This window comes from Acidaminococcus sp. AM05-11 (genome assembly GCF_003472805.1).
Classification (GTDB): Bacteria; Bacillota; Negativicutes; order Acidaminococcales; family Acidaminococcaceae; genus Acidaminococcus; species Acidaminococcus hominis.
The window spans coordinates 132,545-149,241 of record NZ_QRMX01000005.1 but is presented as its reverse complement, the minus strand read 5'-3'; the positions used below and the strand labels follow the sequence as shown (position 1 = coordinate 149,241).

Annotated in this window: 21 protein-coding genes and 1 pseudogene; 4 read left to right on the top strand and 18 right to left on the bottom strand. The window is 54.1% G+C overall.

The annotated features are described in order from the left end of the window. Positions 1 to 26: 26 nt before the first annotated feature. The 12 genes from DW089_RS04750 to DW089_RS04695 form a co-directional block, all read right to left on the bottom strand. Positions 27 to 1,514 (bottom strand): aldehyde dehydrogenase family protein, encoded by a 1,488-nt coding sequence (locus DW089_RS04750; RefSeq protein ID WP_118286869.1) that lies wholly within the window; start codon positions 1,512 to 1,514, stop codon positions 27 to 29. A gap of 443 nt (positions 1,515 to 1,957) precedes the next feature. After that, entirely contained in the window at positions 1,958 to 2,809 is an 852-nt protein-coding gene (locus DW089_RS04745) for a protease inhibitor I42 family protein (RefSeq protein WP_105327262.1), read from the bottom strand. Positions 2,810 to 2,822: 13 nt separating this feature from the next. Next, on the bottom strand, positions 2,823 to 3,686 hold the full coding sequence (locus DW089_RS04740; RefSeq protein WP_105327261.1) for a hypothetical protein: 864 nt from the start codon (positions 3,684 to 3,686) through the stop codon (positions 2,823 to 2,825). Then, on the bottom strand, positions 3,673 to 4,191 hold the full coding sequence (locus DW089_RS04735) for a hypothetical protein (RefSeq protein WP_105327260.1): 519 nt from the start codon (positions 4,189 to 4,191) through the stop codon (positions 3,673 to 3,675). The genes DW089_RS04740 and DW089_RS04735 overlap by 14 nt, the downstream gene beginning before the upstream one ends. Next, complete coding sequence (locus DW089_RS04730; protein WP_105327259.1) at positions 4,172 to 4,513, bottom strand: hypothetical protein; 342 nt, start codon at positions 4,511 to 4,513, stop codon at positions 4,172 to 4,174. The genes DW089_RS04735 and DW089_RS04730 overlap by 20 nt, the downstream gene beginning before the upstream one ends. Next, positions 4,500 to 4,961: a hypothetical protein gene (locus DW089_RS04725; protein ID WP_105327258.1), complete on the bottom strand. Its 462-nt coding sequence runs from the start codon at positions 4,959 to 4,961 to the stop codon at positions 4,500 to 4,502. The genes DW089_RS04730 and DW089_RS04725 overlap by 14 nt, the downstream gene beginning before the upstream one ends. Then, the gene (locus DW089_RS04720; RefSeq protein ID WP_105327257.1) at positions 4,958 to 5,404 is read right to left on the bottom strand and encodes a type II secretion system protein; all 447 of its coding nucleotides are present in this window, start codon (positions 5,402 to 5,404) and stop codon (positions 4,958 to 4,960) included. Before DW089_RS04720 ends, DW089_RS04725 begins: the two co-directional genes overlap by 4 nt. Positions 5,405 to 5,422: 18 nt before the next feature. Further along, positions 5,423 to 6,616: a type II secretion system F family protein gene (locus DW089_RS04715; RefSeq protein ID WP_105327256.1), complete on the bottom strand. Its 1,194-nt coding sequence runs from the start codon at positions 6,614 to 6,616 to the stop codon at positions 5,423 to 5,425. Between the two features lie 180 nt (positions 6,617 to 6,796). Further along, the gene (locus DW089_RS04710; RefSeq protein ID WP_105327255.1) at positions 6,797 to 7,036 is read right to left on the bottom strand and encodes a hypothetical protein; all 240 of its coding nucleotides are present in this window, start codon (positions 7,034 to 7,036) and stop codon (positions 6,797 to 6,799) included. Between the two features lie 9 nt (positions 7,037 to 7,045). Continuing rightward, positions 7,046 to 8,404: a TRAP transporter large permease subunit gene (locus DW089_RS04705; RefSeq protein WP_118286867.1), complete on the bottom strand. Its 1,359-nt coding sequence runs from the start codon at positions 8,402 to 8,404 to the stop codon at positions 7,046 to 7,048. Between the two features lie 14 nt (positions 8,405 to 8,418). Then, positions 8,419 to 9,180 (bottom strand): HpcH/HpaI aldolase/citrate lyase family protein, encoded by a 762-nt coding sequence (locus tag DW089_RS04700; RefSeq protein WP_118286866.1) that lies wholly within the window; start codon positions 9,178 to 9,180, stop codon positions 8,419 to 8,421. A 2-nt stretch (positions 9,181 to 9,182) separates the two neighbouring features. Next, complete coding sequence (locus DW089_RS04695) at positions 9,183 to 9,893, bottom strand: RraA family protein (protein ID WP_118286865.1); 711 nt, start codon at positions 9,891 to 9,893, stop codon at positions 9,183 to 9,185. Positions 9,894 to 10,022: 129 nt separating this feature from the next. On the opposite strand from DW089_RS04695, the gene DW089_RS04690 reads away from it, so the two are divergent. Next, positions 10,023 to 11,003 (top strand): LysR family transcriptional regulator, encoded by a 981-nt coding sequence (locus tag DW089_RS04690; RefSeq protein ID WP_105327251.1) that lies wholly within the window; start codon positions 10,023 to 10,025, stop codon positions 11,001 to 11,003. Positions 11,004 to 11,369: 366 nt separating this feature from the next. Here DW089_RS04690 and DW089_RS04685 read toward each other — a convergent pair. The 3 genes and pseudogenes from DW089_RS04685 to DW089_RS04675 all read right to left on the bottom strand — a co-directional run. Beyond that, positions 11,370 to 11,759: pseudogene (locus tag DW089_RS04685) on the bottom strand (TIGR04076 family protein); the annotation flags it as partial. Positions 11,760 to 11,802: 43 nt separating this feature from the next. Then, on the bottom strand, positions 11,803 to 12,339 hold the full coding sequence (locus DW089_RS04680) for a flavodoxin family protein (RefSeq protein WP_118286864.1): 537 nt from the start codon (positions 12,337 to 12,339) through the stop codon (positions 11,803 to 11,805). A 12-nt stretch (positions 12,340 to 12,351) separates the two neighbouring features. After that, positions 12,352 to 12,879: a nitroreductase gene (locus DW089_RS04675; protein WP_105327453.1), complete on the bottom strand. Its 528-nt coding sequence runs from the start codon at positions 12,877 to 12,879 to the stop codon at positions 12,352 to 12,354. 56 nt (positions 12,880 to 12,935) lie between these two features. Here DW089_RS04675 and DW089_RS04670 point away from each other — a divergent pair, with 56 nt between their 5' ends. After that, positions 12,936 to 13,625 carry a Crp/Fnr family transcriptional regulator gene (locus tag DW089_RS04670; RefSeq protein WP_118286863.1) on the top strand — a complete coding sequence of 230 codons (690 nt, stop codon included), beginning with the start codon at positions 12,936 to 12,938 and terminating at the stop codon, positions 13,623 to 13,625. Between the two features lie 369 nt (positions 13,626 to 13,994). After that, a complete protein-coding gene (locus DW089_RS04665) occupies positions 13,995 to 14,258 on the top strand; it encodes a LysR family transcriptional regulator (RefSeq protein WP_105327247.1) in 264 nt (87 codons plus the stop codon). Between the two features lie 88 nt (positions 14,259 to 14,346). Here the strand turns inward: DW089_RS04665 and DW089_RS04660 are convergent, their stop codons facing one another. Both DW089_RS04660 and DW089_RS04655 read right to left on the bottom strand, forming a co-directional pair. After that, a complete protein-coding gene (locus DW089_RS04660) occupies positions 14,347 to 14,604 on the bottom strand; it encodes a hypothetical protein (RefSeq protein ID WP_118286862.1) in 258 nt (85 codons plus the stop codon). 166 nt (positions 14,605 to 14,770) lie between these two features. Continuing rightward, positions 14,771 to 15,100 (bottom strand): cupin domain-containing protein, encoded by a 330-nt coding sequence (locus DW089_RS04655; protein ID WP_105327245.1) that lies wholly within the window; start codon positions 15,098 to 15,100, stop codon positions 14,771 to 14,773. 178 nt (positions 15,101 to 15,278) lie between these two features. Between DW089_RS04655 and DW089_RS04650 the strand changes: the two genes are divergently transcribed. After that, positions 15,279 to 15,806 (top strand): flavodoxin, encoded by a 528-nt coding sequence (locus DW089_RS04650; protein ID WP_105327244.1) that lies wholly within the window; start codon positions 15,279 to 15,281, stop codon positions 15,804 to 15,806. Here DW089_RS04650 and DW089_RS04645 read toward each other — a convergent pair. Next, positions 15,803 to 16,690, bottom strand: a complete 888-nt coding sequence (locus DW089_RS04645) for a LysR family transcriptional regulator (protein ID WP_118286861.1) — start codon at positions 16,688 to 16,690, stop codon at positions 15,803 to 15,805. The two genes, DW089_RS04650 and DW089_RS04645, sit on opposite strands and share 4 nt — an antisense overlap. Between the last annotated feature and the right edge of the window lie 7 nt (positions 16,691 to 16,697).

Below are 16,697 nucleotides of genomic sequence, written 5' to 3'. Positions count from 1 at the left end.
GTTCTTTACCAGTTTGTTAAAGGCTTTTATTTCACATCATACATCCCGCTGGGGCCAGGCCGCAGGTTGATCAGGATGTTCTTGATCTGGCTGTAGTGGTTCAAAATCACCTTATGGGTTTCTCTGCCGATACCGGACAGTTTGTAGCCGCCGAAGGGAGCGCCGGCAGGCAGGTCATTGTAGGTGTTGACCCACATACGGCCGGTGCGTACGCTGCGGGCTACTTTCAAAGCCGTATTGATGTTGCTGCTGAATACGGCGCCGCCCAGGCCATAATCGCTGTCGTTGGCCAGTTTGATAACTTCGTCCACGGTCTTGAATTTTTGTACCACAACCACAGGTCCAAAGATTTCTTCCTGGCATACCCGGTCAGCGTTGGAGTTGGCCACCAGGATGGTGGGTTTCATGAAGAAGCCCTTATCGCAGCCGTTTTCGGTGTATTTTTCACCGCCGGTAATCAGCTGGCAGCCTTCTTCTACGCCCAATTTCACGTAGTTCAGGACCTTATCCTGCTGGGCTTTATAGATTTGGGCACCCAATTGGGTGGTAGGATCCGTAGGATCGCCAATCTTCACCGCTTCGAAGGTGGCTTTCAAATGTTTCAGGAATTCATCGAAAATGCCTTCCTGTACAAACAGCCGGGAACCAGCGCAGCAAACCTGGCCTTGGTTGAACAGAATGCCCTTGCAGGCGCCGTCAATGGCTTGGGTCATATCCGCATCATCAAAGACGATGTTGGCGGATTTGCCGCCCAATTCCAGGGTAGCCGGAATCAATTTGTCGCAGGCAGCCTGGTATACGCCCCGGCCCACTTCGGTAGAACCGGTGAAGGCCAGTTTGTCCAGATCCGGGTGGTCCAGAATCCATTGGCCGGATTTGGAACCCTTGCCGGTGATAACGTTGATAACGCCTTTGGGTACTACGTCCTTGATCAGCCGTACCAGTTCCATCAGGGATAGAGAGGTATGGGAGGACGGTTTGATGACCACCGTGTCACCAGCGGCCAGGGCAGGAGCCAATTTCCAGCAGGCCATGGTGAACGGGAAGTTCCAGGGAATGACCTGGCCTACCACGCCTACCGGTTCGTGGAGAATCAGGGACATGGTGTTGTCATCCAGCATATTGGCGGAACCTTCCCAGGCTCTCAGGCAGCCGGCGAAATACCGGAAGTGGTCGGAGCCCAGAGGAATATCGGCAGCCTTGGTTTCCCGAATGGGTTTGCCGTTATCCAGGGTTTCTACCAGGGCCAGATGGTCCAGGTTGGCATCGATAATATCAGCAATCTTCAGCAGCACGTTCTGCCGTTCAATGGGGGAAGTTCTGCCCCAGGCAGGCAGGGCAGCTCTGGCAGCCTTGACGGCCTTGTCCACGTCTTCTTTGGTAGCTTCGGCAAAGTAAGCCAAATGCTCCCCGTTGGCCGGGTTATGGGCATCAAAAGTAGCGCCGTCGGACGCAGGAACAAATTCGCCGTTAATAAACAAACCGTAGGTTTCTTGGATATCTGCTTTTGTCATAAAATCATTCCTCCCTCAATCTGAGTCCATGGATCCCCTGGAGGCTTCTCCCCGTAAGCCTTGGATTCAGTCACCCCAGTAGGCTATGGATTTCGTTTAATTAATGTACGCTTATTTTCGAATATGCTTCGCTATATCTCTTAGCGACAACATTAGTATAGCACTGAATTTTCAGATATTCAACAGTTTCATGTTATTTTAATATTAAATATATTAATATGTGTATAATTTTATCCTATAACTGTGCCTTTGTCAATTACGGTTGACGAAGTTCATTTTTTCAGAATCTTTCATTTTACCCCGGTTTGGGACATATTTCCCCGTTTCTTGTATTTTTATTAAGTTCAATGCTGAAATATCCCCCTTATACAAAAAGACGCGTCCGCAGACGCGCCTTGGTAAACTATTTTCAATTGGCTGGACAGCTTTTGCTTATATTGCTCTTAAATTACCTTAAAATTGAATACAATATCTTTCAACGGCAGGTTTAACGTTTTGGCATACTCAGCCTTTATCTTGTAGTCCCCGGCCTGGGTAAAGCTCAGGAACAAAATTGTGCTGCCGGGAGAACCATTTTGGCCGGATTCGTTCACCATGGGCAGGTAGAAGGAATGGCCCAGATTGGCAAAGCCCCCCTGGCTGCTTTGGTCAAGGAGCTGCCAGGTATTGCCCGTGGTAGGATTGGCATCCAGGTACAGCGCCACCAATTCCCCCGGGTGCAGTACCAGGGTCTTGTCCGCAGCGTCCTGGGTCAGCTTATAGCTGGTCAGGAGCCGGGCCCCCTCCGCCACATTGATGGATTTTACCAGGGACGCATAGGGTACACTGGTGGTATACGCGCCCCCCGGAGCCGCCGGCAGCAGAATCCCGTTTTCCCCAAAGACAAAATCCTTGCCCAGGAGCTTTTCCGTATACTCCGCCGTATTGGTATAGAGCAGATCCCGAGGTTCCACCTCCTTGCCGCTGGTGGTGTCCAGATTCAGGCCGTCGTAGACCGTCTTGTCCCCTTCCGCCTTCAGGATTACACTAAACAGCGTAGGCCGGTTCACCGTAATCTGGTAGGACAGCACCGCCTTGCCCCCGGCCTCCTTGCCCAGGGCATTGGCCTTTTCCTTGATCACATGATTCAGATTGTTTTCCAGATATTGCTCCTTCAGGCCGTCCACATAGGGAACCACGCCCTCTGCATTGCCGTCGGCATAATGCTCCTGGAGCACCGTGGTGTGCCCAAAAGCCAGCACCGTTTCCGGCAGACAGAATAAGAAAGCAGCAAACAGCGTCAACAGTTTTTTCATGAAAATCCTCCTGTTATAATAAATATCTCGTGAGAAACGGCTGCAAAACACTGCGGTCCTCCGTGTAGGTGACGTTTTCCCCCAGCTCCACAATGCCGTCGGAGACTATTATACCATTGATATGTGAATTTTTTCCGATTTTCATGGCCCCGGCCGAATACAGCAGCACCTTGTCCATATAGACTCCTTCACCCAGAGTCAGAGAGCCGCCGCAATAGATCCGAAAATCCCCTTCCACCCGAAAGCCGTTGCTAAAGGTCAGAGCTCCCTGGGGTACCAGCACCCCGCTGCCCCGCAGCACCGCCTTGGTATACGTAATGGGCTTACGGCTGGGCGTTTGGTACAGATAGGGTTCCAGCGGCTGTTCCAGCCTAGCCTGGGGCGGCATAGGACTGGTAATGGCGTGGGCAAAATCCACTGCGGACATTCCCAAAAGACCCAGCCCGGAATTTTTGTCCCGAATCTGGCCCACAGGATACTCCACCTCCAGGTTTTTCCCCACCGGCCGGATTTCATACCGGGCTCCATCCATCAGAAGGCCCCGGTTGAGCCGGTGCAGGCTAGCATATTCCATACGCAGCTGCACGCCCCTCTGCCAGGTTTTTACCCGGATTTGGAATTGGTCCGGAGACCCCGGAAACCCCATAGGCGGCAGTTCCTTAATGCTGTTCTCCCGATTCAGAGGAAGTCCATTCCTGCTGCGGCAGAAACTGCTGAGCAACTCCGCCCACTGCCGGCTTTGCTCCCGGTAGACCAGGGCATCCACCTCCTGGAAGGTAACCTGCTTTAGGGCATACAGAATGCCGGCAAAGGCCGCAAACAGATACAGGAACAGCAGGGACACCATGCCGGTACTTTTTCCATTAGTAATTGCCATAGCGAAAGACCTCCTCCACCTGCTTTTTCTGCCCGGTGGCAGGATAGCTGAGCAACAGACGCCACCGCAGCCGGTTAGGCCCCGTCTTTTCCACCTTCAGGTCTTCTATTTCCAGCTGAGGAGCCAAGAGCGGATTCGCCCCCGGCCGGGTGGAATTCACCCAGGAGGCCATATACAGCAGCTGCTGTTGGGGATTCTTCATGGGGTGGTTCAGGTAATAGCTGCGTTTCAGGGGCTGCAAATGGCCATACGTAGCAATCCCATTTCTAGAGCCAGTCAAGGAAGGGTGGATTTCCACCCGGTCCACAGCAAACTCTAAATGGCTACCCACTCGTGCTTCCAGGTCCTGGGCTGCCCGTTCCAGTTCCCACTGACCGTATTGAGCAGCAAACAGCTGCACCAGCCGGCCGCCAAATTGAAGAATTCCCGCCGTAATAAGCATAAAAAATCCCAGGGCAATATAGCTTTCCAAAAGGAGACTGCCCCTACTTTTTCCCAAACGCATAATAGGTGAAGTACCTCCTTCCGTCCTGCTCCAGCACGTCAATCTGATACAGCACCTGGGGCTGGTCAAAACCCGCCATTGCGCGCTGGGTCACCTGCAGCGTCAGGCCCTCCCGTTCTGCCGGAACCGGCAGTCCGTCTTCCACATTCCAGACCGCTTCCCGGGCCAAACGGGCAGCCGCCTGGAGACGCTGATACCGCTCCAGCATTTTGGCAGTTACCGCCCAGGTTTCCAGGCCCAGCACAGCCAAAAGCCCTGCCAGCACAGTAGCCCACAATACATCCAAAAGGATAAAGCCTGCGGCTTTTTCATGGATCTGCATAAACCATCCGTCCTGTTACAGGCTGAAAAATCAGCATCCGGCTGTACCCCGGGTCCGTCCGGTGGGCAACATGTATATAGCCAGTGGCATTGCCGCTGCGGATAAAGCTCGTGTTAAAGGACTTGGCTTCGAAGTCTCCCAGCCCCAATTCTGCCATGGAAATCTGCCGCTGGACCTGGTACTGCTGGCCAATTTGAAGCTCCTTCGGGTTCTGCCAATTCCGCTTTAGCCAGAGAATTCCCTCGTGCTGGTACATGACCTTTTGCTGGGCAGTAGAGGCAAAGGTACTCATAGCTTGAGAAGCCAAGTTCAGTTTGACAGCCTTACTCAATTCACTGATGCTGGAAAACAGAGGCAGGCAGAAAAAGGCCAGGGTAAGGTACAGGCTTAGCCCCAAAAGCAGGTCCAGCATCACAAAGCCCGGGCTTTTCCGGGCACCGCAGCTCATAGGGAATTGCCACTGGGGGTACGCAGGCCCAGGTCCGTACTGCTGACCTTTTCCCCGCTGCTTAACGTGCCCGTAAAGGAAGCACTGCCACCTTCTGTACCTGCGGAATACGTTATTCCTTCATAGTTCTTGTCGGGCACATATTTTTTATCCACCAATTCCTGAAGGCTAGTGGGAGCCTTGCCGTTCTCAATGGTGTAGATTTTGGCGCCGCTGTCCAGCAGCGACAGATTGCTCACCAACTGGGTATCCTTGGACTTGTTCATGGCAGATTCTACACTGGGCATCAGGGCAGCCGCCATGACCCCGATAATGGCCATTACAGCAATGACTTCAATCAGGGTGAAACCGGGAGATTTCTTTCTTTTCTTTTTGGGTGTATTTACAAGTGTAGTCTGTTGAAAATTTTGGGTTTCTTTGGAATCGAATTGGTTCTGCAGCATAAGTTTCTTAATCTCCTTTCAAAATTGAGCGGGCAAGCGATTCATAATGGTGTACATGGGGGACAGTACAAGATACAAAAGTGCGGCACTCCCCCCTGCAAGCAGCAGTAGCAAGCAGGGTTCCAGCAATGTCTTCAGGTTCTTCAGCCGGCTCCGCAGTTCTTTTTCCATAAGGGCTGCCGCCTCTCCCAGCATTTCCGGCAATTTGCCGCTTTCTTCCCCAATGGCAATAAATTCCCGGGTCAACGACCCAAAAAATTGGGGATGATTTTCGCTGGCACCATGAAGGGACATACCTGCAATGACCTCCTGCTCCAGCTGTCGGCTTACAGTGCGCAGTTTCTCCTCCGGCAGGATAGCTCCTGCGGCGGTAAGGGCCTTATCCAACGTCAAGCCGCTAGCCAAAAGCAGGGAAAGCAGCCGGCTGTAGCGAACTTCCCACAGATCATGGTAGAGGGAAGCCAAAATGGGCAGTTTGTGCCAAAAACCGCCTTTTCCCTGCAGCAATTGGGTGCCGCACCAGCCCAGTCCTGCTAGAAAGAGGAAAACCAGGGGAGGATACTCTGCCGCCAGATTCCGCAGGTTCAGGACTCCCACAAGAAGCGGTGTTGGTTCCAGCCGCATCAGCTGGTACACGTCCATAAAAATGGGCAATATAGCCCAGGCAAAATACAGGGCAATGCATAAGGAAAGCAGAAAAACCAGTCCTGGATACATACAGGCCTGAATCACCGCTTTCTTGTTTTCCCGCTGTTCCCCATAGAAATCTGCCAAACCCTGAAGCGTTTCCGGCACCTTGCCACTTTCTTCCCCCGCTGCCACCAACTTGGGTGCCAAGCTTCCCGCCTGCTGCCAATGTTTCTGCAAAGTCTGGGAAAGGGAAAAGCCCGCCTGAAGATCCTGTTCCAGGGCCTGGCACAAATCCTGGAGTTTCTGGCTTTTGCCCAGGCCCAGTACGTGGACCGCTCTCAGAATTGGAATACCCCCTTCCAGAAGGATGGCCAATTGCCTGTACAGGGTTTCCCGTTCCAGGTCGGTAAGGTTTCTCCGCCTGCCCAACCCCAGTTTCCATTGGAAAACGGGCTTCAGTTCCAGTACATAGGGATAGGTCAAAAGCAATTTCTGCCCTGCTTCTGCCTGGCTGCCGGCATACATTTCTCCGGTTATCGTCTGCCCTTCCTGGTTCAAGGTTTTCCAGCGAAATTTTTGCATGAATTCACCTCCTTTGACAGGAATACTTCTATCCTACTTAACCGTAATGTTCCCGAATCCTGCTGCCGACAAACCATCGGTAATTTTTGCTGCATCATCGGTAATGCGCTACACAAAAAAGGACCTGTGGCGAAGAGGATTACCTCTTTTCCACAGGTCCTTGCTATTTACTTTTTTCCCTTACCCTTCCTTCTTCCCCTTCATCCAGCCGTTCAGATACCCCATAATCAGGGTAGTAATGGACAGGCCGGCACCGAAGCGGGCGTTCAAGGCAATGAGTTTTTTGCACCAGACGGCCAGGCCAGGGTTACTGGTAACGATGGCCACGGCTTGGCCCATTACGATGAAGATGGCGCAGCCGAAGGTCAGGGCCAGGAAGATATAAAATATGGTGAGTAAAAGCGGGTTCAAGGTTTTCATGGCAGCCTCCTAACTGATAACGGGCAGAATGCCCAGGGCGATCAGGGCAGCGATGCAGGCAATGGGTATGGCGTAGTTACACATGAGCTTGCTGAAGGTCCGGGTGACGTCACTGCCGGAAATGCCGCAGGAAATGTAGATGGCCGAGGAGCTGGGAGGAATGGCGCCCTGGTTGGACACCAGCATCAGGAAGACGGCTACGGCGGTGGCCGGGGCTACGCCTGCATCCTTCAGGCACAGGAAGCACATGGGGCCCAGAGCCATGGTAGCGGCGGAGGCATTCAGGGGGCCTACCACGCATTCTACCACCACTACCAGCAGGAGAATGGTCAGTACCTTGCTCAGGCCCAAAGCGTTCATGAAAACGGATACGTCGTGGCCGAAGCCGATGGAGCTCAGGGCTTCGGAGCCGCACATGGCGAACATGATAATGGGGGCCACGTTGAAAAACTTTTTGGCCAGGGGCTTAAAGAAGCCCTTCCAGCCGGCGGCGTCGTGGGGCAGGTGTTTTCTGCCTTCAAACAGCACCCCCAGGATGATCAGCACCGGCACCCAGATGATGATGTCGATGGCTTTGACGCCCTTGGCGCCAAAATGGCTGTGCCGCAGCATTTGGGAAATGGGGCCGGTGGTCAGCAGCAGGGGAATCATAACCCCTACGAAGATAATCAGGGAGCCCCATTTTTCCTTGATGGTGGTCCAGAAGTTGGGCACGTCTTCTTCTTTCAGGGCTTCAATGTGGTACCGGCGGATGAAGTACGAGGTCAACAGCAGCCGGTACAGCACCCCGTAAAGGCCGGTGCAGAGAACGGCAATGTACACGTCCCCGGTGGTGGTATAGGCCGCCACATCTGCAAAGCCCAGCATCAGGAACATGGACGTGCTGGGCGGCAGGGATACCCCCAGGCCAGCATTGCCGGAGTTCATGATGGCGGCCATGTCGGCGCTCCAGCCGGTTTCCATCATCCAGGGAATGGTAATGCTCCCTACGGTGGCGGCGTTGGCTGCGGTGGAGCCGGAAATCAGCCCCATGAGGGCGCTGGCCAGTACGGAAATGTACGCCGGGCCGCCCCGCAGGCGTCCAATCAGGGAGTTCAAAATATCAATAAGCCGGCCGATGATATTGGTTTCTTCCATCAGGGCTGCCATGCCTACAAACAAAATAGGCGACAGACAGGAAGACGTACGGGTGCCTCTCAGGAAGGAACTCCAAAGGGCCGCCGGTGCCTTGTCCAGGCCGTGGAGCAGGCAGACGATGATCCAGGAAATCATCATGGCTTCCGCCAATTTCCGTTTCACCACCAGGTTCCAAATAAGGATAAATCCAATGTAGGCCAAGAAGGCCCAGATGCCAATCCCAATTTCCATAATTGATTCCTCCGTTATTCCTGACAGGGCTGCGTGAATTTTTGCAGTTGGGTTTCCAGGGCGGTTTTCAGCAGGCTGTCATCCCTGCCTACGGAAAAGCAGCGCACGCCCTGCTCCAGCAGTTCTGCATACCGCTTCTGGCTTTTGCACAAAATGGTGGGCGTCTTGCCGTAGTCCAAGGTCTTGCGGATGATGGTGTTTTCTGCGTCCAAAACCTTGGGATGGTTCTTCTGCCCCGGTACCCCCAGGGACTGGGACAGGTCGTTGCGGCCGGTGGCCACCAAATCAATACCCGGCACGGACAGGATTTCGTCGATCCGTTCCAGGGCTTCCTTGCTTTCAATTTGGATGATATTGTACACCTTGGTGTTGGCCTGGGCCTGGTAGGCGCTGGTGGTAAGCCCGCTGAGCTGTACCACCCGGCTGGCCCCGGTAAGGCCCCGGTCCCCCAAGGGTGGGAACTTGGTCAGCTCCACAATCCGTTTGGCCTCCAGGGCACTGCTCACATGGGGAAACATCAGGGCTGTGGCCCCCATATCCAGCAGAGGCCCCGCCTGTGCCGGGTCCGCCAGCCGCAGCTGCACGTCAATATTCAAGGCTCTGCCCAGCCGGAGCATTTCTCCAAGGGTGCTGTAGTCGTAGAGGATATGCTCACAGTCCAGCCGGACAAAATCGTAACCGGCCAGCTTGGCATATTCCAGCACCACCGGGTCCGTCAGGGCCAGGTTCAGGCCAAAAGAAGGTTTTCCTTGTTTTATGTTCGCCAGTACGCCCATGCTTACCCCTCCTTGCCTCCCAGCTGTTTTAATCCCCGCTGGGCCAGGATTTCGTCCACGTTCTCCATAACCAGGTGTCCTTCTGCGATGTTCTTCAGGGCCTGGGCTTCCTTTTGGAGCTTCTCGGCGGCCCGTTGGGCCACTTCCTGCACATCTTCTTCCGGCAGGCAAATCACTCCGTCCCGGTCTGCTACGATGATATCCCCGGGCCGGACAACCACGCCCCCGCAGGCAATGGGGTAATTGATCTGCCCCAGGCCGTTCTTTTTGCAGCCGGCAGGCATCAGCCCCCGGGCAAATACCGGCATATCCGTTTGCAGCAGCTCGTCCAGGTCTCTTACGTAGCCGTCCACAATGACGGCCTGAATGCCCAGCCGCTGCATCCGCCGGAGCATAATGCCGCCGCAGGCGGACGCACAGCCCTCGCCGGTAATCTTGATGACCAGCACCGCTCCCGGCTGAATCAGGGCCATGGCCTTGTGGACCATCAGGTTATCTCCCGGGGGAATTTCCACCGTCACTGCGGGTCCAATGACCTTCCGATACACCCCCAGGCTGTGGATGGCCGGGGTCAGCACATAAAAACCGTGGGTGCCGTCTGCCAGATTGCATACTCCGTAGGGTTCCAGGGCCTTCAGTGCCTTGCTGCTGCACGTGCCGCTGCAAGTCCGGTAGCGAAACCCTACCTGTCCATTCTTTTCTTGTAATTCCATGGTTCTGCTCCTTCTTGTGGAAAGTCTTGCGATTTTTCTATATATTTAGTATACTGTTTGCAAGCTACAGTGTAAAACAGTTAATTATAGTCAATTATCACAGATAAAATTCTGTGGATAGGAGGACCCATGAACCAGCGGAGTTTGCTTTATTTTTTGACCACGGCGGAAGAACGGAACATGACCCAGGCCGCCAAAAAGCTGTTTATTTCCCAGCAGACCTTGAGCTCGGCCATCCAGCGGCTGGAAAAGGAATACCATACCCAGTTTTTCCTCCGGGGTCCCCATCTCCAGCTGACAGATGCAGGTCACTGCATGGTCACCTACGCCCGGGAAATGCTGGCCCTGGAAAACAAGCTGACCGATACCCTGGATGAGGTGGCCCAGAACCTGCGGGGGCATATTACCCTGGGCATCACCCCTATCCGCTCCCGGCTGATTCTCCCGGACTTTCTGCCCCAGTTCTACCAGAAGTATCCCCATATTGACCTGACCCTCCTGGTGGACGGCTACCGGCAGCTGGAAGAACAGCTCCAGGACGATACCCTGGATGTGCTGGTAGCCACCTCCCGGACGGCCGCCAGCCATATAGAGCGGCAGCTGCTGTACCGGGACCCCTTCTGCCTATTGCTGCCCCAAAAGCTGCTCACAGGCTACTTCCCGCAGCTCGCCGGCAAAAAGCCCGCCGTACTGTCCGTGGAGCAGCTGGACCCGGGCCGGCTTATGGACCTGTTGGTCCAGGAACCCTTTCTCCAGATGATCCATTCGGCCATCAAAAACAACGGGGATTCCTTCTTTTATCAGCTGGGCATCAACCCCCGGCCCCTGTACTCCATCCACGACCTGGAAACCGTCACCAAGCTGACCCTGCGGGGGCTAGGCTATTCCTTCTCCTTTGCCCAGTTTGCCGCCCAGATGAACCGGGAATACCAGGCCCTGCAAAAGGAACAGCCCCCCATTACCCTGGTGCAGATTCCCCATTTTGACAGTGAAATCTGCTGCCTGACCAAAAAACACAAAACCCAGTCCTACGCCCTGAAGATTCTCCTGAAGGAACTGACGGAGTACTTCCAGGGTGCGGAATCGGGGGAAACGCCAAAAAGAAAGTAGTGCTAAATTGTCCACCAGAAGGAAAAACGGCCTGTTCTGCCAAGTGCAGGGACTGACGGAGTACTTTCAAGGTGCAAAATCGGGGAAATCGCCACTAAAAAAAGCAGTGCTAAATTGTCCGCCAAAAAGAAAAACGGCCTGTTCTGCCAAGTGCAGAATAGGTCGTTTTTCTTTTGCAGGTTATTCAATGGTAACGGATCTGCCCTCCAGAGCCTGACGCAGGGCTTCATCGCCCACTTCCTGGTTCCGGTCCATATACACTTCCACGGCTCCCAGGTCTTCCCGCACCGTGGCTTGCTGTACCCCGGGCACGCTTCCCAGGGCAGCCGCTGCCTTTGTCAGGTCCCCCTGGGGCAGCTTCACCAGCTTGTAGTCCAAACGCTCGATTTTAAAGATAACCGGACGGGTGCCATCGGAGCAGCAGGCAATCATCTGGTGCTCGTCCCGCATCCAGCCCCGCATAATGGAGCCCCCTTGCAGGCCGGTGTAGATGTACCGGCTGATGGCATCCCAAGCCTCGGAGCAATGGGGCATAGCCGGACCGCCGGCCACCCCGGCTGCCGTTCCTTGGGTTTCCTTCAAGGTATTCAGCCCCATATGCCAGAAATCGTCCTGTAGGCCATATCGCTCAAATACGAAGGTATCCCCCACATTGTAGCAGGGACAAGCCCCGGACTGGGGGTCTGCGCAATAGGCCTCCTGAAGCTCCGGGTACAGCTTCTTGTCGATTACCGTGACTTTTACTTTGTACTGCATGGAAAATTCCTCCTCTTGCGTTGTGCTTCCCTAAAAAACGTTTTTATAAAGTATAACCTAACCGATAGGCTTCCTGGGCAAAAGCCGTTTCCTTCAGCTGGGCCGCAGTTGTGCAGCCGTGGGCATAGACAGCGCCGGCAGCCTGCCACCCCAAATAGCGCATATCCGTCTGGAACCAGATACGCATACCATCCATATAGGAAGGGTCCGGATTGGAACCGGTTACCAGAAGAATGCATTTTTTGTGGGTTCCGCGAATATGGGCATCAATGCCATGGTAACGGTCGATAAGGGTAAGAAACTGGGCCGATGCAGCATGGTAATATAAGGGTGTAGCATAAATCAGAGCCTCCGCCCTTTCAATTTTGGGATAAATCGCCGTCATATCATCTTGGTAGATGCAGGGATGCTTGCCGCTTTCGCAATGATTGCAGCCAATACAGGGATGTATATTGGCAAAAGCCGCATCCACCCGTTCCAGGCTGTGCCCTGCTGCCTGAGCGCCGGCCATGGCCTGCTCAGCCAGACAATTCGAGCAGCCCTGCCGATGAGGGCTGCCGGTAATCACCAGTACCTTCATGCGTAATGCCTCCTATTCAATATAATACACCCGGTCCGGTTTCCGGGCCGGGGCCTCAGGCAAGGGGCCTTCCGGATAGCCCAGCACGCAGTGGCCGATGCCTTCCCATTCCCCCTGGATACCCAGTTTTTGCAGAAGCTCCTGGCCGTAGGGCAGTTCAAATTCTTCCTTGGCCCGGTGAATCCAGCAGCTGCCAATGCCCAGGGCCTGGGCAGCCAGCATCAGGTTGCCCATTACCAAGCTGCCGTCGTACACATGGTTCACCCAGCTTTTGTCCCCCAGGACAATAAGCACCACCGGGGCTCCGTAGAAAGGATCAAAGCCCGGCTTCCAGCCTCCGATTTGCCGGTTCAGGTCGCTAAGTTCATCCCGGACCTTTTTATTGGTGACCGCAATAATCTTGGTGGCCTGCTTGCCCATGCCGCTGGCGGCGTACAGGCCGGCCTCGATGATGGCATCCATGTCCTCGCAGGGAATCAGGTCCGGTTTAAATTTCCGGATGCTCCGGCGCTGTTTGATGCACGCCAAAATTTCGTTCATTTTTTCGCCTCCAAAAATGGTAAAATAAATCTCAGTATATACTGAGGTGAACAACGATGGAATGGACTCCCAAATACATTTTTGCTGATGACTTTCGCAGCCTGGAAGGGTATTTTGCCGCAGCGCCCCACAAGGATGTTTCCTTTCGCAAAGGGGACTACCTGTGGGAACCGGGCGAACCCTTTGACCGGATTCACTACATCAGAAGCGGCGTAGTGGAAAACTACCTGATCCACGAAAACGGCCACCGGAAGATTCTCTCCTTTCATGCAGGGGGAACTATTTTCCCTGGCTTCCATTACCTGCACTACAAGATTGAAGAATCCCTGCTGAGCCGGGCCATGACCCATGTCCAGGCCTACGAATTTACCCAGGCCCAGTTCGCCCAGCTGTTTGAAGCCAATCCGGCCCTGGTGCGCCGGGTCATCGACTGGTTCTCCTCCTACACCAACCTGTTAATCTACGATGGCGCCCACCAGGAATACAACAGCTCCTTTGTCCGGCTGTGCAACCTGCTGTACCTGCTAAAGCTCAGCGAAGTGGGCCGGCGGAATATGCTCCAGGACCTGACCCAGGAAGAACTGGCGGATACCCTGGGCGTCAGCCTGATCAACGTGAGCCGGGGGCTGACCCAGCTGCGCCACCTGGGCATTATCGAAACCAAACGAAAGACCATCACCATCCTGGAGCCGGAGCGCCTGATGCAGCTCTGCTCCGGGGAAACCCTGCCCCAGGCTTCACTATAGGTATACCAAATTTCTTCCTTCTCTTCCGCATCAAATGATAAACAACAAATCGTTTCCAACCCAAAATAGCCGCTTCACGCCCCCTGCTGCCAGGCAATAAGCACTGCTATCTGTACGCATTATACTAACATTATTTCTAAAGAAAGCTGTTGATTCCTACAGTCTTTTGCAGAAAAATTGCCGTTTCGCTATAATAGTTCCCAATCCCCCAAATTAGGGGGAATTGAAATCCATTTTACCCTCTGTTTTAAGAATGAAGCGCACTTCCTGGTCCTGTTCAAATCACACAAAGCATCTCCAGTTGCTGATCTGGGGCCAGGAGAAGGCTTCCTTCCCACCGGGTACAAAGTATACTAGGAGGCGCACCTTATGGATAAGGAATTGGTAGAAACGTTTTTGACTGTAGCAACCGTACGGAATATCAGCAAGGCCTCCAAGCTTTTATACGTATCCCAAGCCACGGTGAGCTATCGGCTGAAAGCCCTGGAACGGCAGGTGGGTGCAGAACTGGTGCTGCGCAGCAAGGGAATCCGCCGGGCGGATCTAACGGACAATGGCCGCCGGCTGCTGCCCCTGGCCAAGAACTGGCTGGAAGCCAACCAGGCTTTTGAAAAATTTGAACCGCAAAGTTAAAATAAAACAAAACACCCCTGAAGAAATGCCTGGCATTTCTTCAGGGGTGTTTTGTTTTAGAGTGCACCTGTTGGAACAACAGCAGCTATCAAAACAACTGGTCTTGATGGTCCTCCGCCCAGGCGTAGATGAGTGCAAAAACCACCATGAGTACCGTAAGGACGACGGCCACTGTCCCAGCATGCTCGGGAGACACAAAAATCGAGGCGAGAATATACATCGCCACTAATTCAACCCCCAGCGCCAAAAGCAGCAGCGGCAGCAGACAAAGGAGGTCCATCAAAGCCCCGCCAATGAGTCCTAGAACAAACACGAAGCTCGCCAAAGCCCGGAACAACTTCCCCATACCCATCACCTCGCTTTACAAAAAACAAGGACAACTTCCTATTATGTATATTATATCATAACAATATAAAAGAAAGAAAAAGAAAAACCGGGTACTTTGGGAGGTAGGCCGTGGGGTTCAATTGGCAGGGGCATGACCGGGTGCGCCTATACAGGCTGTACTTCTCTTACCCTTCTACAACAACTGTCAGCAGCACCAGGTCCTGGCTCCCTGTATTGGTCAGGCTGTGGGAAGAACCCTTAGGGCAGATATGGCAGCAGCCCGGAGTCAGGGGCTCCTCCACTCCATCACACAGGGCGGTGCCCGTGCCGGACAGGACAAAGTTGATATCCGTACTGGTTTCGTGGCGGTGGAGCCCAATGGACGCTCCCGGCAGCAGCCGGGAGGCAATGACCTTGCCGCCCGGATAGGGCAATAGCTGGGCAGCCACTTCTCCTGTACCCCCATTCATAGCTGAAAAAACCCGTTCCTCGGATTTGGAAAACTGAAGCAGCATAATATCCTCCTTAGACAGTGCAGCAGAAATGATTTTCCGCACTACGATTAAATTTTTAAATTGATTATCCAATATTTCAATTTGATTTATAAGTATCTACTAGCCTACAATACAAGTAATCCAAAAAACAACCAACCATTCCCGGCCCCTTAGCCGGTTCCAAGAAAGGATGATTCCTATGAGTAAAACCTTGCTTCTCTACTATTCCCGGTCAGGGGAAAACTACGTGAACGGCCGGATTGTTTCCCTGCCGGTTGGGCAGACCAAAAAGGCCATCCAATACCTGGCAAAGGCCACCGGCGCCGACACCTTTCAGGTGGAAACGGTGAAACCCTACAGTACGGATTATCACACCTGCACCCAACAGGCCCTGGAGGAGCTGCACACTGGCGCCCGGCCGGCGATTTTACAGCCCCTGACGGATATTTCCGCCTACGACAAGGTGGTAATTGCGGGGCCCTGCTGGTGGGGCACCTACCCTATGGCAATCTTTACCCAGGTGGAAATGCTGGACTTTACCGGAAAAACCATTTATCCCCTGCTGACCCACGAGGGCTCTGGCCTGGGCCACGCCGCAAAGGATCTGCTAAAGGCCTGCAAGGGCGCCCGTCTGGGCCAGAGCCTGGCTATTCAGGGAGCCGCCGTAGATGCTTCAGAAAAGCAGCTGCTGGACTGGGCCAGGGCCTGCGGCCTAAAACAGGCTTAGCAGGGAAAATCCGGCTGCCCGGCGTACAGCTCCTGGAGCAGGGCAACAAACTGCCAGACACTGGTGCGGCGGTCCTCCTTGTGGGTACACAGCACGCAGGGCAGGGTTTCCGGACAGTCAAAGGGTATCCAGGCAAAGGCCCCAGTATGGTCGTTGAGAAACCCTGGGGACAGCACGATTCCCCGCTGGGAGGCCACATAGGTCAGGGACATGTCGTGGCTTTCACTGTTGAAATATTGGCAGCCGGTATGCTCCACCACCCGGCGCTGGACCTGACGCAGGGGGTCCTGGGAAGGGCCGCCCACCATCAGGGTCCGATCTGCCAGGTCCTGCTCCGTAATTCGCGTTTTTTGGGCCAGTGGGTCATCCTGCCGGGTCACCAGATAAATCTTGCTGTCAAACAGAGGATGCAGCTGCACATCTGGCAGATGGCGCACATCCCCCTGGTAGGCAAAGCAGATATCGTACTCGCCTTTAAGAAATGCTTCGATGCCCCGATGCCAATCAAAGCCAGGGGTTACAGAAATCCCCGGATGCTCCTGTTCGAAACGCTCCAGGGCCTGGGGCAAAAAGTACAGCGCCGAACGGATGGGCATTACCAGCCGGAGATTCTCCTGGAATCGGGCCGCAAAGTTCTGTCCCTGCTCTACGGCAATCCGCAGTTCTGTCATCACATTCTGCAAGGTAGTGACAAACTGCTCCCCGGCTGGGGTCAGAGCTGCCCCTCGGCCGGAACGGTCAAACAGCCGGAAACGGATTTCTTGCTCTGCCAATTTAATCTGGTAGGTCAGGGTGGGCTGGGAAATATAAAGGTTTTCCGCCGCCCGGTTAAAGTTGCCGGTTCGGGCCAGCTCCAGAATATATTCCATCTGTTTGGTATTCACACACGTC

Bases quoted from the DNA above. Each gene is read 5' to 3' on its own strand.
- DW089_RS04750 (WP_118286869.1), bottom strand. From the start codon at position 1,514: ATGACAAAAGCAGATATCCAAGAAACCTACGGTTTGTTTATTAACGGC.
- DW089_RS04745 (WP_105327262.1), bottom strand. From the start codon at position 2,809: ATGAAAAAACTGTTGACGCTGTTTGCTGCTTTCTTATTCTGTCTGCCG.
- DW089_RS04740 (WP_105327261.1), bottom strand. From the start codon at position 3,686: ATGGCAATTACTAATGGAAAAAGTACCGGCATGGTGTCCCTGCTGTTC.
- DW089_RS04735 (WP_105327260.1), bottom strand. From the start codon at position 4,191: ATGCGTTTGGGAAAAAGTAGGGGCAGTCTCCTTTTGGAAAGCTATATT.
- DW089_RS04730 (WP_105327259.1), bottom strand. From the start codon at position 4,513: ATGCAGATCCATGAAAAAGCCGCAGGCTTTATCCTTTTGGATGTATTG.
- DW089_RS04725 (WP_105327258.1), bottom strand. From the start codon at position 4,961: ATGAGCTGCGGTGCCCGGAAAAGCCCGGGCTTTGTGATGCTGGACCTG.
- DW089_RS04720 (WP_105327257.1), bottom strand. From the start codon at position 5,404: ATGCTGCAGAACCAATTCGATTCCAAAGAAACCCAAAATTTTCAACAG.
- DW089_RS04715 (WP_105327256.1), bottom strand. From the start codon at position 6,616: ATGCAAAAATTTCGCTGGAAAACCTTGAACCAGGAAGGGCAGACGATA.
- DW089_RS04710 (WP_105327255.1), bottom strand. From the start codon at position 7,036: ATGAAAACCTTGAACCCGCTTTTACTCACCATATTTTATATCTTCCTG.
- DW089_RS04705 (WP_118286867.1), bottom strand. From the start codon at position 8,404: ATGGAAATTGGGATTGGCATCTGGGCCTTCTTGGCCTACATTGGATTT.
- DW089_RS04700 (WP_118286866.1), bottom strand. From the start codon at position 9,180: ATGGGCGTACTGGCGAACATAAAACAAGGAAAACCTTCTTTTGGCCTG.
- DW089_RS04695 (WP_118286865.1), bottom strand. From the start codon at position 9,893: ATGGAATTACAAGAAAAGAATGGACAGGTAGGGTTTCGCTACCGGACT.
- DW089_RS04690 (WP_105327251.1), top strand. From the start codon at position 10,023: ATGAACCAGCGGAGTTTGCTTTATTTTTTGACCACGGCGGAAGAACGG.
- DW089_RS04680 (WP_118286864.1), bottom strand. From the start codon at position 12,339: ATGAAGGTACTGGTGATTACCGGCAGCCCTCATCGGCAGGGCTGCTCG.
- DW089_RS04675 (WP_105327453.1), bottom strand. From the start codon at position 12,879: ATGAACGAAATTTTGGCGTGCATCAAACAGCGCCGGAGCATCCGGAAA.
- DW089_RS04670 (WP_118286863.1), top strand. From the start codon at position 12,936: ATGGAATGGACTCCCAAATACATTTTTGCTGATGACTTTCGCAGCCTG.
- DW089_RS04665 (WP_105327247.1), top strand. From the start codon at position 13,995: ATGGATAAGGAATTGGTAGAAACGTTTTTGACTGTAGCAACCGTACGG.
- DW089_RS04660 (WP_118286862.1), bottom strand. From the start codon at position 14,604: ATGGGGAAGTTGTTCCGGGCTTTGGCGAGCTTCGTGTTTGTTCTAGGA.
- DW089_RS04655 (WP_105327245.1), bottom strand. From the start codon at position 15,100: ATGCTGCTTCAGTTTTCCAAATCCGAGGAACGGGTTTTTTCAGCTATG.
- DW089_RS04650 (WP_105327244.1), top strand. From the start codon at position 15,279: ATGAGTAAAACCTTGCTTCTCTACTATTCCCGGTCAGGGGAAAACTAC.